Source organism: Neolewinella xylanilytica (assembly GCF_002934605.1).
Lineage (GTDB): Bacteria > Bacteroidota > Bacteroidia > Chitinophagales > Saprospiraceae > Neolewinella > Neolewinella xylanilytica.
On record NZ_PTJC01000006.1, the window covers coordinates 931,427 to 946,079 of the forward strand.

Below are 14,653 nucleotides of genomic sequence, written 5' to 3' on the forward strand. Positions count from 1 at the left end.
GGCGACGAACAGACTAAGAACTACCCGACTAACGAACTACCCGACTAAAAGACTAACAGACTAACAGACTACCCGACTAACGAACTACCCGACTAAAAGACTAACAGACTAACGAACTACCCGACTAAAAGACTAACAGACTAACGAACTACAACCCCCCGACCATTGAACAAAACTTACTCCTCCCTACTCCTCCTTGCCGTATTGCTCTGCACCCGCGCTCCGGCGCAAATGTTACCCGAGCCGCTGACCGACGGCCCCACCGCTAACAGTGACGAAGGGAGACCCCTGACCTACTACCTGCCCGATCTGGAATACGACCCCAATATTCCGACCCCGGAAGAATTCCTGGGCTGGCAGATCGGCGACTGGCACATCAGCCACGACCTGCAGCAGGCCTACATGCGCGCCCTGGCCGCGAGCAGCGACCGCATCACCCTGGAAGTGATTGGTCACACCTACGAGCAGCGCCCCCTGCTGAACCTGATCTATACGACGCCAGAGAATCACGGCCGCCTGGAAGAACTCCGGGAAATGCACGTCAATTGGAGCAGCCCCAACGGCGGCATGAGCGACGGGGATCTGGCCGACGTACCCGGCGTACTCTACCAGGGCTACAGCATCCACGGGAACGAAGCCAGCGGGGGAAACGCCGCGGTGATGGCGGCCTACTACCTGGCCGCGGCTCCCATGAGCGAGGTGGGGGAACTGCTGACCAACAATATTATCGTTTTTGACCCCTGCTACAATCCCGATGGCTTCAACCGCTTCGCCAGCTGGGCCAACACCCACAAGAATAAGAACATGACGGCCGACGGCCAGGACCGGGAGTACAGCGAGGCCTACCCCCGTGGCCGGAGCAACCACTACTGGTTCGACCTCAACCGCGACTGGCTGCCCGTACAACACCCCGAGAGCCAGGCCCGCATCGCTCAGTTCCACCGCTGGAAACCCAATATCCTTACCGACCACCACGAGATGGGTACCGACGCTACCTTTTTCTTCATGCCCGGCGAATCGACCCGCGTGCACCCGATGACGGCCCCCGTAAACCAGGAGCTGACGGCCCGGATCGGCGAATACCACTCCGCCGCACTGGACCGGATAGGATCCCTCTACTACAGCGGGGAGGGCTACGACGATTTCTATTACGGCAAAGGCAGTACCTATCCGGATATCTTCGGTACGGTGGGCATCCTCTTCGAGCAGGCCAGTTCCCGCGGCCACCTGCAGGAATCCGAAAACGGCATCCTGACTTTCCCCTTCACCATCCGCAATCAGGTCACCACGGCCCTGAGCACCTACGAGGCCCTGGAAAACCTCCACGACGACTTACTCAGCTACCAACGGGAATTCAACCTGGAGGGAGTGACTTCGGACGGCTACGTCATCGACGCCGACGGCGATCCCGGGAGGTCCCGCGAACTGGCCGATATCCTGGCGCGGCACGGATTGCCCGTCCAGCACGGTACCAGTGAGGAAGGCGAAGCCTACTACGTGCCGAAAACCCCCTTCAGCGAAGCGGCCTTCGAACCGATTCTCGAATTTGAGGACAGCCTGTTCTACGACGTGTCTACCTTCTCCCTGCCGATGGCCTTCAACCTGCCCTATCGCCAGGTGAGTGGCGGTACCCCGACCGATATGCGCTGGACGTCCTACCAGATGGGCGAAGCCACCGCTCCGTTCGATCGCTCCCGCGCGGAATACGCCTACTTCATCCCATCGAACGATTACTATTCGGTTCGTGCCATCTACGAACTGCAGGATGCCGGCGTACGGGTGAAGGTCAGCGACCAGTCCTTTTCCATCAACGACGGCGCGACCGAATTCGGCCGGGGTACCGCCATGGTGCCGGTATACGGCCAGGAAATGAGCGCCGAAGAACTTCACCGTATCGTCACCGAGGTAGAAGACGAAACCGGCATCGACATCCTGACGACCAACAGCGGAACGGTGGATGCCGGCGGACTCATGCTCGGCTCCCGCTCCGCCTACCAGACGCTGCGTAAGCCGGAAATTGCCCTGCTTATCGAGGGAAGCACCAGCAGCCTCGACGCCGGAGAGACCTGGCACCTGCTGGATCAGCGATTTGGTATCCCCATCACGAAGCTGCCGATCGACGAAGTGGGTAGCTCGGACCTGAGCCGCTACAATACCATCATCATGCCCGATGGCTACTACAACCGCCTCGACGAATCCGTAGCCACCGCGCTCAAGGAATGGATGGGCCGCGACAAGGTCTTCATCACCGTAGAGCGGGCCGGCACTTGGGCGGCGAAGAACGGCCTGGCCAACCTTACCGAACGCAAAACCAGCGACCCCGACAGCGCCATTACCCAGCGCCCCTACGAAAAGGCCGAGCGGGACCGCGGCGGGCAGGTGCTGGGCGGATCCATCTACCGCACCGTAGCCGACCTGACGCACCCGCTGCTCTTCGGCATGAAGCGGGAGGAGATCCCCGTCTTCCGCAGCGGCACCCTCCTCTACGAGCCCGCCGAGAACATCTACGCCACCCCCGTCCGCTACGCCGATGAGCCCCTCATCAGCGGCTACAGCCCCCGTGGCTTCGCCCAGAAGGCCGCCGGCAGCGCCGCCGTCATCGTCAGCGGCAGCCGCGGCGGACGGACGATTTCCTTTGCCAGTAACCCCAACTTTCGGGGCTTCTGGTACGGTACGAACCGGCTGTTCATGAATGCCATCATGTTCGGGACTACGATTAACGGTTCCACGGTGGAGTAGGGCCCAACTGGTCTGCCGAGCGAAGCTCGTCCGCCCAGTTGGGTACTCGTTGAATTAGTGAATTACTGAATGCGTGCATCCGATGACGCAGTCACGTGTTGCCATTCAGTAATTCATTAATTCAAACCTTCACCAATTGAAATTCTACGCCGCCCAAATCCAAGCCATCGCCGAAGCCCTCCAGAACATCTTCCGGGAGGGGGCCTACGCCGACAAGGAGATCGCCCGGGTCCTCAAGGCCGACAAGCGGCGGGGCAGCCAGGACCGGGCCTTCATTGCCGAGCATACCTACGGCATCGTCCGCTACTACCGGCTGTACACCCACCTGGCCGGTGGCGAGCCCCAGTCCAAGAGCGACTGGTGGCGGTTGATCGGCATTCACCTGCTGGCTTCCGGGTATACCTTACCGGAATGGCGGGAATTTGCCGGTCTGGACGCGGAAACGCTCGGGGCACAATTGGCGGAGGCCCGCGAGCAGCGCGTCCTCCGGGAGAGCATCCCCGACTGGATGGATGCGGTCGGGACCGAGCAGCTCGGCGAAGCGTGGCCGGCCACCATCGCCGCGCTCAACGACCAGGCACCGGTGGTGCTGCGGGTGAATCGCTTGCAGGCCGATCCGGATAGGGTGACCCGGGAGCTGGCCAAGGACGGCATCAAGGTGAAACCCCTCGCCGAAGATGCCCTGATCGTCACCGAGCGGAAGAATTTGTTCCGTACCCACGCGTTCCGAAACGGCCTTTTTGAAGTCCAGGACTACAGCAGCCAGCAGGCGGCCCCCGCCCTCCAGGTCGAACCCGGCCAGCTGGTGATCGATGCCTGCGCGGGAGCCGGCGGAAAGAGCCTGCACCTGGCCGCCCTGATGGAAAATAAGGGGCGCTTGCTGAGTATGGACATCCACGGCTGGAAGCTGGACGAGCTCAAGCGCCGCGCCCGCCGCAACGGGGTAACCAACCTGGAAACCCGGCCCATCACGACCACCAAAATCATCAAGCGGCTGACCGGCAAAGCAGACCGCGTGCTGCTCGACGTACCCTGTACCGGGCTCGGGGTTCTGCGCCGTAACCCCGATGCCAAGTGGAAACTCTCGCCGGAGACCATCGACCGGGTGGTGGCGGAGCAGGATGGAATCCTGTCCAGCTATTCCCGGATGGTCCGCCCGGAAGGTAAGCTGGTCTACGCTACCTGTAGCATACTTCCCCGAGAGAACAGTGAGCGGGTCGACCATTTTCTGAATTCGGAAGAAGGCAAAGACTGGGTGTTGGAAGAAAGCAAAAGCTTTTTGCCCCAGCGGGACGGCTACGACGGATTTTTTGTCAGCCGGCTGCTCCGGACTCGGTAACGATCCATTTCACCGATATTCTTAGCCGTAAAGGTGCCGATGAGCTCGCAGTCGAAGTCATCGCCCAATAGCTCACAGGTGATGCGGCTGAGGGTCACTTCGCCCGGCTTGCCGGCCGCTTCCAGCCGTGCTGCCTGATTGACCGTATCCCCCCAGATGTCGTAGGCGAACTTGTCGCGGCCCACTACGCCGGCCACTACCGGTCCGCTGTGGATGCCGATCCTGGCCCGGAATTTATCCTGGGTACTTAAATAGTCCTGAATCTCGATGGCGGCCCGAACGGCGCGGGCGGCGTTGTCCGGGTCGGCCTCCGGTACGCCACCGACGCACATGTAGGCGTCACCGATCGTCTTGATTTTCTCCAGCCCGTGCCGCTCTACGATCTCGTCGAAGGCCCGGAAGGTGCGATCTAGGTCGGCCACCAGTTGCTCCGGATCGAGCGAGCTGGCGATCCGGCTGAAGCCCTCAAAGTCGGAAAACATGACGGTGGCCTGCTCGTACCGGCGGGCGGTAGCCTTTCCGGTATCCTTTAGTTCCCGGGCCACGGACTGGGGTAGGATGTTTAGGAGCAGTTCGTCAGACCGTTGCTGGGCGTCCCGGATCCGCACCTGGTAGCGCTGGGAGGAACGGTACCGCAGGTAAAGCAACGCCAGGGCCACCAGGATACCGAGCGCCAGCACAATGAAGAAATTGCGGCGCTGCACCTCCTCCCGGGTCAGAGACCGCTGTTCCTCCAGTTGCATTTGCTGTCGCATGAGCCGGAAGCTGTCGTTCAGCACCTGGAATTTGAAGGAATCGAGGGCTATATCTTGTTGCTGGATCCGCAGCAGTTGCCGAAGCTGGCTGTCGTTGAGCGCTTCGATCTCCGCGCTTTGCAACGCCACGATGGCGTTGAGGGCCGTTTCGTCGAGGGCTTCCGGGGTAGGGGTGACCAGGGGCACGCTGCCGGCGGGAAGGGCGGGAACCGAGTAGTCCCCGGGGTTGGCCGCGACAAGCCGCTCGAGCGTCACCGAGATGCTGTCCACCAGCGCGACCTGGCCGGCGGCACCAAAGCGGCGGGAAGCGAGACGCAATTCCTGGATGCCTTCCACGCGCGATTTCGAGCTCGCGTCGGGGTTTTGCAACAGCACGCGTCCGAGCAAGTAGTGCCCGTACCCTTCCACCTCGTCGAGTCGTTGTTGACGACCGGCTTCGATGAGGGCTTCGCTCTGTATCCTGGCCTGGGTATACTGCCGGCGCTCAATCATGTCGCGGATGACGGTGATCTGACCTTCGTAGGTGGATTGGGCTCGTGCCAGTCCCGGAATAAGCGCGTAGAGTAAAAGAAGCAATAGGCCGGTTCGGTGCATAGTAGGGAGAGCGGGGATAGGGCGAAGGCTAAAGGCTAATTCGTAGGATCGTGGCCCCAGTTCTTGAGGCTATAGGTCCACTTAGTGTCCGCAACGTCTCCGTCCGGCCGCTGAGCGAGGTGGCGGTGGACGTAGCCGATTACCTTTTCCATATGATCGTAATCGGCCCCGCTAAGGTCGTCCTTTTTCTTACGCTTGATCCGGACGATCTTCCGGCCGCTTTGGTGACCGGTACTTTCTCCGGAATCGCTGTCGCCGACCGACTTGCTTTCCTCCGTGTCGAGCCATTCTTCCAGCTCCTTAGGCGCCATGTTGACGGCACCCCGGAATTCTTGATAAATGTCCTCCTTTGTTTTGTCGGCCATCGGTTCGCGCTGTTTTCCTGGTATATGTCGGTCGCCGGGCACCGGGTTCATAAATCGTAAGGGAAGGAGGTAGGGCTAAAGGAGCTATCGTTTGCTTGCCGGACGGAACCGGGCCCGCCTTTGTCACCTTCGGAGAAAACAATGGTCTGAAAAATCGGGGGGAGGGGTAGGGCGCCGGGGCGCGGGAGTCTCAGCCATCCCCTGACGTTTACCCCGGTCGGACTGCCAAACACCTTGCCCGCTGCCGTGGCCGTAGTCTCCGAAGACCGCTTCCTCATTAACGATAGTAACACGACCGGACCTCAGGGGAATAGAATGGGAATCTTCCATCATTCGCCCTATTTTCATTCCCATGTTGAAACGAGAAAATCTGGAGATCGATCGGCGGTCCAACCAGCTTTACATCCGATACCGCTGGCGCGGCACCGCAGCTTACTTCCTGCTGCTCTTCGCCGCGGTCTGGAACGGAATACTGCTGTTGTCGCTCCTCGGGGGAGCCGGACTGGCGATCAGCGTGCATTTACTCATCGGCCTGGGCGTAGTGTACTACGGCTTATGCCTTTTGCTTAACCGGACCGAAATCACGGTGGACAGTCACCAGCTGGTCGTTCAGCACGGCCCGCTACCCACCTTCCGGACTAACGAAAACATCAGCAGCCGGGAAGTCGAACAGCTTTATCTCCAAAGCGCGGGCACGATGAAATCGGGAAACAAGGTCACGCAGTTGTACGCCCTTCAACTCCGTACCCGGGCCCAGGAAGCGTTTAAGTTGATTGGGGGAATCTCCGATAGGGCAGTGGGGGAGGAAATCGAACGAACCATTGAAGATTACCTCCAAATCAGGGATGCTCCCGTCGAGGAACGCTTTGAATTGCCGGATCTCGGCCTACTGAAGAAAATCATTCCCGCCGACGTACGGCAGCAGATGGAGCAAGTGGGAAAGGAAGCGTACGGTACCGCCGATTCCACGCAGCTACCGACTCCCGCGCCGGTTTTCACGGAGGAACATCATTCGGACCACTTGGCCTACGGTTTTGCGCTTTGCCACGCCCCGGTCGGTGCCCTGTTTCGGGTGAAGGACGTACCCTACCGCCTGGCGGATGTTGAACGCTTCGAGTGGACCGGGGCAGGGGAGCAGCGACCGTCCAGGGTATTGACCGCGACACCACAGGAGAAAGGGGCATCACGGCAGTTTTACACCCACCCGGACGGAAACCAGTGGATCTACTTCGCGGAGCGCCCCCTCGACGCGGACGAGCGGAAAATGCTGGGATTTCAGGCCTTCGAACCGCCGGCTTCGCTCCGGAACGGCGAGGAACGGTATTACCAGCTATCCCACGCACGGGGACTGCGGCAGTCGGCTTCCGGTGAAACACCCGTGGAGGAATGGGTTTACTTCAGCTCCCGCGCCACTACGCGGTTCCGGGCGGTGCGGGATACTAGGGGAAGCTGGGAGGTTACGGTCCAGGAGCCGCTCGACAGCAGCTACATCGAGGCGGTAGGCTGATCGTTACGTATCCGTCGGCGTATCCTTCGCTTCGTCCATGCGAGATTCAAAGGTCTCCCGGTCTCCACTGCGAACAGCTTCTACTTCCTGGTCGATTTCCCGTTGAAGAAAGTAATTCAGGACGGTGCGGATGGTGGCAATGGAAGCCAGTTTGCCGATCTGATCCCAGTCGGGAGCGATGGCCGTGCTGATGATATCGGCCGCGAGCTGAAATTCCAGCGCTACGATGAGGTAACGGGCCAGGGTGAGCCGCAGCGCGACGAAGTCCTGTTCCGCCCGGGTAAAGATGCGGGAGGCGTACAACCAGAGGGAAGCCAGCACACCCCAGGCGATGACCAGTACGCCGCACAGTTCCACGCCCAACTTGATCCATTCGGCGAAATGGTAGATGAACGTTTCCGAAATGTCGTACAGGCCAGCCTCCTCCATTATTTAGTGAAGGTAACTTGCTCCGTTGAGATCGAGTACGGAGCCGGTGGTGAATACGGCCTCCGGACTGGCCAGGTAAAGGATAGCCCGGGCTACTTCTTCCACCGTCGCTACCCGGTTGAGCGGGCTTTGGGCCTTCACCGCCTCACCGGCTTCTCCCTGCAGGTGGGGTCGGGCCATGGCCGTTTCGATGAAGCCCGGCGCGACCGCGTGCACCGTGATATTGTCGGTGCCTACCTCCCGGGCCAGGGACTGGCTTAGGCTGTGCAGTCCCGCCTTCGCGGCGCCGTAGCCCACCTGCCCGGCCTCACCGCGGTAGGCACCCCGGCTGCCGACGTTAACGATCGTACCCCCGCCCTGGCCGCGCATATGCTGGATAGCCTGAAAGGATGCCGCCGCCGGGCCGACCAGGTTGGTGTTCAGCGTTCGTTGAAAGACGTTCAGCCAATCCTCGAATGCCAGGCTCCCGTCCACGGGGTGGGGGAGGAAAACGCCGGCGTTATTCACCAGGATGCTGAGTTGTCCGAATTGCGCTACCGCCCGGTCCACCAGTTCGCGGGCAGCGTGCGGGTCCGACATATCCGCCTGCAGCACGGCATGGCCACTACCCGGTAGCGAAGCCACTACTTCCTCCGCTTCCGCCAGGCCGCGGTAGTAGTGAACGCAAACGCGGGCTCCCGCTTCGGCCAGTATCCGGGCGGTGGCCCGGCCCACGCCGCGGCTACTCCCGGTGATCAATGCGGTGCGATTCGAAAAGTCGACTGTTATCATATTGCAAATGTAGGTGGCCGGGTCATACTTTCCGGGGGGCTGCAACGTCTTATAGCTGATTTACCGACTACCTATGGACATGCTCAAACCGTTTTTCTTCGCCCTGCTGACGGCCTGGTTGGCCCCTGCCGTTTCGGCGCAATCCCTTACCGAATCCGACCGCGCGGCCATGGTCGAGGGAGAGTCGCGGATGGCCGATCTCCTACAGGTCGTCTATGCCGATAGTTCCCAGCAGGCACGCTTCCAGGCCACCCGCGACCTGATCAAGGAATTGGTCCAGACCCTCGATCGCCCCCATTCCTTCACCTACTCCTTCGCTGCCCTGCCCGGCCTGAGCATTCAGTACGCGCCGGATAGCACCTTTCGCGTCTTCACCTGGGAGCTGAACATCGATCGCGACCAGTACCGCCACTTCGGAGCGATCCAGCGCCGGGCCGACACGCTGGCGTTAACCCCCTTGGTGGATCGCGGCGACTCCTGGCTCGAAAATCCGGAAAACGCGGTGGTCGGTGCCGACAACTGGTTAGGATACGCCGTTTACGACGTGGTGCCCGGCGGTACCTACGAGGGCAAACCTTATTACTTCGTTCTCGGGTACGATAGCTACGGGGCCTTCCGGCGACGCAAGATCCTGGACGTAGTGCGCTTCGATGCGGATGGGGCCCCCCGTTTTGGTTTGCCGGTCTTCACGACCTACACGGATTCGGGGCTGTTGCTCGCCGACCGGGCGCGCATCATTCTGGAGTATGCGGCCGAGGCTACCGTGGCGCTACGGGAGGATAGCGAACTGGGGGGGATTCTCTACGAAAACCTGATCATGATGCCGGGCAGCAACGGCGAGGGCCCGGTACAGGTTCCGGACGGCAGCTACCACCTGTTGGAAATGGACGACCGGGGACAGTGGCTGGAAAAAGAGCAGGTATTCACCCATAAATACGAAGAAGCCCCCCGCGAGGTACCTAAACCAAGCGAGGGGCGCGATATTTTCGGCCGGGGCAACAAAGGGGACGGTGGCTCCGGTGGCAGATAGGAAAAGCTAGCGGGCAGCGGGGTTAACCGGGAAACTGACGACCAGGTCGGACCACATCAGTTCGATCTCGCCACCATCGAGGGCAAAGTCCATGCGTTCGGCCGGCGTGGCGGCTGGTTCCGACATCCCCTTCACCCGTACCAGGTCGTCGCCCTCCGAGTAGTCGTAGGCGCCCCACTGGTCGGCCGTTTTATTCAGGATGATGGTCCAGTCTTCCTTGCTGTTCGGCAGGGTAAAGAGGGAATAGGTGCCGGCGGGAACCGGGCTTTGCTCTTCACCGAACAATACGTCTTCGGAGAAAGTAATGCGCGTGGCTTCGTTGGCACCCGTGCGCCATACTTGTCCGTAGGGCACCAGATCACCGAAGATGGTCCGCTCGTTGACGGAGGGACTACCGTAGTTGATGGTGACCTGTACGCCATCAATGGTACCGGTCAGCTCCTTGCGGGGGCTTTTGATGGTCGTGTCGATGGTGGTAGTGGTGTACTGGCCGTTGCCCTGCATGTCCGCTTCACTGGTGGCTCCGCCCGGAGTCGTAGAAGGGGTGGTGGCAGTTTCCTCGCTCGATCCGTTAGAGGCGGTGTTGCAACCCACTGCGAAAAGGAGGCCGCAGAGCAGAAGGCTAGGAATGGTCTTAAATCGCATAGTTGGCTTGAATTAGTGAGATGTTTCAAATGGGTGAACGTGTAAGGCCGTAAATTGTGAAGCTAGACCTCTTCTTTTTTATCCGCCTCCAGAATGGTGTCCACGAAGAAGGGCGAAGCGGAGTAGTTCGACCACCCTCCGTCCACCAGTATCTGTTGCCCGGTGATGTGTGCGGCGCCTGGCCCGAGGAAAAAGCCGACCGCTGCGGCAACGTCCTTCGGAAGGCCTACCCGACCGTCGGGGTTGAGTTTAGACCATACCCCCGCGTAGTCGGGCTCCTCCTCCGCGGTCCGCTCGGTGAGGGTGGCGCCGGGAGAGACGGTATTGACGGTCACGCCCAGGGGAGCCAGCTCCAGCGTCAGCTGTTCCGCCAGCATAGCAATGCCCGCCTTTGACATCCCATAGGCCACCAGATTAGGGTACGCCCGGTTGCCCACCGTCGATCCGATGAGGACGATTCGCCCTCCGGAGCCCTGTTCGCGGAAGTAGCGGGCCGCGGCCTGGGTAAGGAAGAACGTGCCCTTGAGATTTAGGCCGACCACCTTATCGAAGCTCGCTTCCGAAAAGTCGAAAAAGCTGCCGAATTCGGTGAGCCCCGCATTAGCCACCACCAGTTCCAGCCGGCTGTCCGGAATATTCGCGGCGTAGGCCACCATTTCCCGCACGAAATCAACCCGGCTGGCGTCACCGGCACACACCACCGCCTTTCCCGGTCCGTTCCGGTTGAGCTTGGCTACCTCGCTTTCGGTGCGCTCGGCGTCGAGATCGTTCACCACGACCGTCGCGCCACGGCAAATGAGGTACTCGGCGATGGCCAGCCCGATCCCGGTTGCCGCTCCGGTAACAATGGCCGTTTTGCCGGAAAATATATTGGGGTTCATGTTGCGTCAATTGTACAAACAAGCTCTTAAAGCAGGAATCCGCCACGATAGTTTTACCTTTCCGGCTCATTCCGCGGCGGGGTGGCATAAACACGAAGCCATGCAGGCATACCTCGATCTCCTGGGTCATATTTTGCGGGAAGGCGTCGGAAAGGGCGATCGCACGGGCACGGGCACCCGCTCGGTATTCGGCTACCAAACCCGGTACGACCTACGGGACGGCTTTCCCCTGGTAACCACCAAAAAGGTGCACTGGAGGAGCATCGTGCACGAACTACTATGGTTTATCCGCGGGGATACCAATATCCGGTACCTCGTGCGTCATGGCGTGCGCATCTGGAACGAATGGCCCTTTCAGCATTATCTCGAAGCGACCGGCAGGGCAGCCGACATTCCTAAACACAGTGCGGAATGGAAAGCGGAAATGAAGGCCTTCACCGCCCGGATCGCGGAAGACGAGGCCTTTGCCGACGAGTGGGGCGAGCTCGGTCCGGTCTACGGCAGACAGTGGCGCAACTTCAACGGCGTCGACCAGTTGCGGGAGGTAGTAGCGAATATCCGTAAGAATCCCGATAGCCGCCGCCACATCGTTACGGCCTGGAACCCGGCCGAAATTCCCGAAATGGTCAAGGCCGGCCTCCCCCCCTGCCATACGTTGTTTCAGTTCTACGTAGCCGAAGGCCGCCTAAGCTGCCAGATGTACCAGCGTTCGGCCGATGTCTTCCTGGGCGTTCCCTTCAATATTGCCAGCTACGCCTTGCTGACGCACCTCGTAGCGCGGGAATGCGGGTTGGAGGTAGGTGATTTCGTGCATACCCTGGGCGATGCCCATCTTTACCAAAATCACCTGGAGCAGGCCGAACTGCAACGCTCCCGCGCCCCGCGCGCCCTACCCCGGCTACGGATCGCCGAAGCAGCCCCTTCGATGTTCGCTATTCAGTTCGATGACATCGAGCTGCTCGATTACGACCCCTGGCCCGCGATCCGGGCCCCGATCGCCGTGTAATCATGGAGGTAACCAAAGCACTCGAACGGGCCGGCCACGCGTATAAGGCCAACAAGAAGTGGGTGTCCCGGACCCGTGCCCGGCCCCCTAAGGACCTCGACGAACGGGTGCACGACGAACACCACCGGGCCTTCGCGGAGATCGACTGCCTGGAGTGCGCCAACTGCTGTAAAACGACCAGCCCGATCTTCCGCGATATCGATATCGACCGACTGGCCCGCCACCTCAGTATCCGGCCGGCGGAACTGGTGGAACAACACCTGCATTTGGACGGAGAGGGGGATTACGTGCTGAATACCGCTCCCTGTCCCTTCCTGGGTGCCGATAACTACTGCTCCGTGTACGAAGCGCGTCCACGAGCCTGCCGGGAGTACCCGCACACCGACCGGAAAAACATGTTGTCCATCCTTCCGTTGACGCTGAGGAACACCCTGATCTGCCCGGCCGTGGCAGACATTCTCCGCGCGCTGCGGGAAACATAAACGAACGGAGCGTGAAGCATCCCGGCATAAAAAAATTATACCGCACCCTGGAGAATTACGGGAAGGAAGCCGTGCGCAGCGTAGCCTTTCTGCCCGTACCCATGATCTTCACTGCCGTGGTCTTCGGCTACGTCTTCTTTTGGCTGGAGAATAACACGAACGTCAGCGACCTCACCGGCGAATGGCTGCCCGCGCTCGCGATTACGAGCCAGGACACTGCGCGTACCATTTTGGGAATGTTCGTGGGGGGGCTGATTACCCTGACGGTGTTCACTTTTTCCCAGATCATGATCCTGCTCAACCAGGTAGCCAGTAGCTATAGCCCCCGCCTGCTACCCAAGCTGACCGGCGATCGCTCCCTGCAGTTCGTCATGGGCCTCAACCTGGCCACGATTGTACTGACGATCACCGTCTTGTTGTCTATCCGTAGCAATGAGGGGTATTCAATTCCGAATTTTTCCATCCTGGTATGCGTGTTTTTCGGGGTTGTATGCCTGTGTCTATTCGTCTACTTCGTAACGGCGATCACTAAAAAAATTCAGGTAGATAGCATCATTGATGCCTCCGCCCGGGATGCCATGGAAAGTCTGGAGAGCCAGTGCAAGCTTGGGGATCGCGGCTACTCGGAGCAGGGGGTGCCGGAAGACGTGGCGGAATGGTTCGTCATCCCTTCGCCGATCAGCGGCTACGTCGGCTCCGTCGATCACGACACCCTGGCTAAGCTAGCCCAGGAGAATGCAACCCGCTTTTACATCGGCGTTAGCAAGGGGCAGTACGTACCCAAAGGCTTACCCCTCCTGCAATCGCAGCATGTACTGGATGACGAGAAGGTGGAAGACGTGCTTTCGGCGGTGGAACCCATTCGTGACCAGTTTGATGACTGGTATTTACCCAACTTAAAGCAACTGACCGAGATCGCCCTGAAAGCGCTTTCCCCGGGGATCAACGACCCCGGTACCGCTTTGATGGTCATCGATCGGCAGACCGAGGTACTGGGAAAGATGATGCACGTACCCCTTTACAATTATTACCGTTGCGAGGAAGGTGGCGAAATCTGGTTTTCGCGGCACAGCTATGAGGAGGTGCTCCGTACCCTGATGTCGGAAATGCGGTGCTACGCGAAGGAGGATCCGCTGGTCGTGCGTCGGCTATTCCAAATGCTGTACCATTTACTGGAGATGGCGGCCGCCAGCCTGAGTTACCGCTTGTTTGTCCAGCGGGAAATAGCTGCCCTGTTGCGGGATGCGCGCCGGCACATCGAAAACCCGCACGACCGGTCGCAGATCGCCCGCGACATCTTCGGCCACCGGCGGGCGATCAAGCACGCATCCCGCCTGCTGCAAAAGAAGAATATCTACGAAGTGGAACCCGAGCCGGCCACGGAGGCGGATTAAAGTTTGTAATTCGGCTCCAGCCGCCCGCCCTTTTCGTCGTAAAATTCCTGGATGATCGCCAGCACCTCCTCCGGCGTATCGACGATCGGGATCAGGTCCATGTCTTCCGGGCTGATGGTCTTCTCCCGCTCGGACATCGTGTTGAAGATCCAGTCGCGCAGGCCCGACCAGTACTCCGTTCCCACCAGAATCACCGGTACGGGGCTGATCTTCTTCGTCTGGATGAGGGTCAGCACCTCGAAGAGTTCGTCCATCGTACCGAAGCCGCCGGGGCAACAAACGAAAGCCTGAGCGTACTTGACAAACATGACCTTGCGGACGAAAAAGTAGCGGAAATCGATGTCCTTATCGTGATCGACGTACGCATTGCTGCTCTGTTCGAACGGCAGGTCGATGTTCAGGCCGATGCTGGCCCCCTTGCTGTCGTGGGCGCCTTTGTTGCCGGCTTCCATGATACCGGGGCCTCCGCCGGTGATGATGCCGTAGCCCTCGCGTACGAGCAGCCGGCCGATCTCGGTCGCGACCTTATAGTATTTGTGGTCGGGCTTGGTACGGGCGGAACCAAAGATGCTTACACAGGGACCGATGCGGTTCATTACTTCGAAACCTTCCACGAATTCGCTGATGACCTTGAACATGGTCCAGCTATTTTCGCCGAAGGGCTCGGTATTCCATCGGCGGGGGGCTTGACGTTCCAGCCCGGCAAAATCACTCAT

14 protein-coding genes are annotated in these 14,653 nt (G+C 60.0%); 7 read left to right on the top strand and 7 right to left on the bottom strand.

Annotation, left to right across the window (positions count from 1 at the left end; genetic code table 11):
• Window positions 1-165 precede the first annotated feature (165 nt).
• Window positions 166-2,739 carry a M14 family zinc carboxypeptidase gene (locus CLV84_RS13175; protein WP_245911507.1) on the top strand — a complete coding sequence of 858 codons (2,574 nt, stop codon included), beginning with the start codon at window positions 166-168 and terminating at the stop codon, window positions 2,737-2,739.
• Window positions 2,740-2,875: 136 nt separating this feature from the next.
• Window positions 2,876-4,078, top strand: a complete 1,203-nt coding sequence (locus tag CLV84_RS13180; protein ID WP_104420255.1) for an RsmB/NOP family class I SAM-dependent RNA methyltransferase — start codon at window positions 2,876-2,878, stop codon at window positions 4,076-4,078.
• On the opposite strand, the gene CLV84_RS13185 is transcribed toward CLV84_RS13180, so the two are convergent.
• Both CLV84_RS13185 and CLV84_RS13190 read right to left on the bottom strand, forming a co-directional pair.
• Complete coding sequence (locus tag CLV84_RS13185) at window positions 4,036-5,427, bottom strand: adenylate/guanylate cyclase domain-containing protein (RefSeq protein ID WP_104420256.1); 1,392 nt, start codon at window positions 5,425-5,427, stop codon at window positions 4,036-4,038. The genes CLV84_RS13180 and CLV84_RS13185 overlap by 43 nt on opposite strands.
• Window positions 5,428-5,462: 35 nt before the next feature.
• Window positions 5,463-5,792 (bottom strand): DUF3140 domain-containing protein, encoded by a 330-nt coding sequence (locus CLV84_RS13190; protein WP_104420257.1) that lies wholly within the window; start codon window positions 5,790-5,792, stop codon window positions 5,463-5,465.
• Between the two features lie 352 nt (window positions 5,793-6,144).
• Here CLV84_RS13190 and CLV84_RS13195 point away from each other — a divergent pair, with 352 nt between their 5' ends.
• Entirely contained in the window at window positions 6,145-7,299 is a 1,155-nt protein-coding gene (locus CLV84_RS13195; protein ID WP_104420258.1) for a hypothetical protein, read from the top strand.
• A gap of 3 nt (window positions 7,300-7,302) precedes the next feature.
• Here the strand turns inward: CLV84_RS13195 and CLV84_RS13200 are convergent, their stop codons facing one another.
• Entirely contained in the window at window positions 7,303-7,728 is a 426-nt protein-coding gene (locus CLV84_RS13200; RefSeq protein WP_104420259.1) for a DUF1622 domain-containing protein, read from the bottom strand.
• Between the two features lie 3 nt (window positions 7,729-7,731).
• Entirely contained in the window at window positions 7,732-8,499 is a 768-nt protein-coding gene (locus tag CLV84_RS13205; protein ID WP_104420260.1) for an SDR family NAD(P)-dependent oxidoreductase, read from the bottom strand.
• A 79-nt stretch (window positions 8,500-8,578) separates the two neighbouring features.
• Here CLV84_RS13205 and CLV84_RS13210 point away from each other — a divergent pair, with 79 nt between their 5' ends.
• A complete protein-coding gene (locus tag CLV84_RS13210) occupies window positions 8,579-9,529 on the top strand; it encodes a hypothetical protein (protein ID WP_104420261.1) in 951 nt (316 codons plus the stop codon).
• Window positions 9,530-9,535: 6 nt separating this feature from the next.
• On the opposite strand, the gene CLV84_RS13215 is transcribed toward CLV84_RS13210, so the two are convergent.
• Both CLV84_RS13215 and CLV84_RS13220 read right to left on the bottom strand, forming a co-directional pair.
• Window positions 9,536-10,174, bottom strand: a complete 639-nt coding sequence (locus CLV84_RS13215; RefSeq protein ID WP_211295255.1) for a DUF2911 domain-containing protein — start codon at window positions 10,172-10,174, stop codon at window positions 9,536-9,538.
• Window positions 10,175-10,236: 62 nt separating this feature from the next.
• Window positions 10,237-11,055 (bottom strand): SDR family NAD(P)-dependent oxidoreductase, encoded by an 819-nt coding sequence (locus tag CLV84_RS13220; RefSeq protein WP_104420262.1) that lies wholly within the window; start codon window positions 11,053-11,055, stop codon window positions 10,237-10,239.
• Between the two features lie 100 nt (window positions 11,056-11,155).
• Here CLV84_RS13220 and thyA point away from each other — a divergent pair, with 100 nt between their 5' ends.
• The 3 genes from thyA to CLV84_RS13235 are packed head-to-tail and all read left to right on the top strand — an operon-like array spanning window position 11,156 to window position 13,937.
• On the top strand, window positions 11,156-12,061 hold the full coding sequence (thyA, locus tag CLV84_RS13225; RefSeq protein ID WP_104421185.1) for a thymidylate synthase: 906 nt from the start codon (window positions 11,156-11,158) through the stop codon (window positions 12,059-12,061).
• Between the two features lie 2 nt (window positions 12,062-12,063).
• Complete coding sequence (locus CLV84_RS13230; RefSeq protein ID WP_104420263.1) at window positions 12,064-12,543, top strand: YkgJ family cysteine cluster protein; 480 nt, start codon at window positions 12,064-12,066, stop codon at window positions 12,541-12,543.
• An 11-nt stretch (window positions 12,544-12,554) separates the two neighbouring features.
• On the top strand, window positions 12,555-13,937 hold the full coding sequence (locus CLV84_RS13235) for a DUF2254 domain-containing protein (protein ID WP_104420264.1): 1,383 nt from the start codon (window positions 12,555-12,557) through the stop codon (window positions 13,935-13,937).
• Here the strand turns inward: CLV84_RS13235 and CLV84_RS13240 are convergent.
• Window positions 13,934-14,653, bottom strand: coding sequence for an LOG family protein (locus CLV84_RS13240; RefSeq protein WP_104420265.1), 720 nt, complete (start codon window positions 14,651-14,653; stop codon window positions 13,934-13,936). The two genes, CLV84_RS13235 and CLV84_RS13240, sit on opposite strands and share 4 nt — an antisense overlap.

What these genes read in the sequence shown, in the direction of transcription:
- CLV84_RS13185 (WP_104420256.1), bottom strand. Translation starts at nt 5,427, where the DNA reads ATGCACCGAACCGGCCTATTGCTTCTTTTACTCTACGCGCTTATTCCG.
- CLV84_RS13190 (WP_104420257.1), bottom strand. Translation starts at nt 5,792, where the DNA reads ATGGCCGACAAAACAAAGGAGGACATTTATCAAGAATTCCGGGGTGCC.
- CLV84_RS13195 (WP_104420258.1), top strand. Translation starts at nt 6,145, where the DNA reads ATGTTGAAACGAGAAAATCTGGAGATCGATCGGCGGTCCAACCAGCTT.
- CLV84_RS13200 (WP_104420259.1), bottom strand. Translation starts at nt 7,728, where the DNA reads ATGGAGGAGGCTGGCCTGTACGACATTTCGGAAACGTTCATCTACCAT.
- CLV84_RS13205 (WP_104420260.1), bottom strand. Translation starts at nt 8,499, where the DNA reads ATGATAACAGTCGACTTTTCGAATCGCACCGCATTGATCACCGGGAGT.
- CLV84_RS13210 (WP_104420261.1), top strand. Translation starts at nt 8,579, where the DNA reads ATGCTCAAACCGTTTTTCTTCGCCCTGCTGACGGCCTGGTTGGCCCCT.
- CLV84_RS13215 (WP_211295255.1), bottom strand. Translation starts at nt 10,174, where the DNA reads ATGCGATTTAAGACCATTCCTAGCCTTCTGCTCTGCGGCCTCCTTTTC.
- CLV84_RS13220 (WP_104420262.1), bottom strand. Translation starts at nt 11,055, where the DNA reads ATGAACCCCAATATATTTTCCGGCAAAACGGCCATTGTTACCGGAGCG.
- thyA (WP_104421185.1), top strand. Translation starts at nt 11,156, where the DNA reads ATGCAGGCATACCTCGATCTCCTGGGTCATATTTTGCGGGAAGGCGTC.
- CLV84_RS13230 (WP_104420263.1), top strand. Translation starts at nt 12,064, where the DNA reads ATGGAGGTAACCAAAGCACTCGAACGGGCCGGCCACGCGTATAAGGCC.
- CLV84_RS13240 (WP_104420265.1), bottom strand. Translation starts at nt 14,653, where the DNA reads ATGAGTGATTTTGCCGGGCTGGAACGTCAAGCCCCCCGCCGATGGAAT.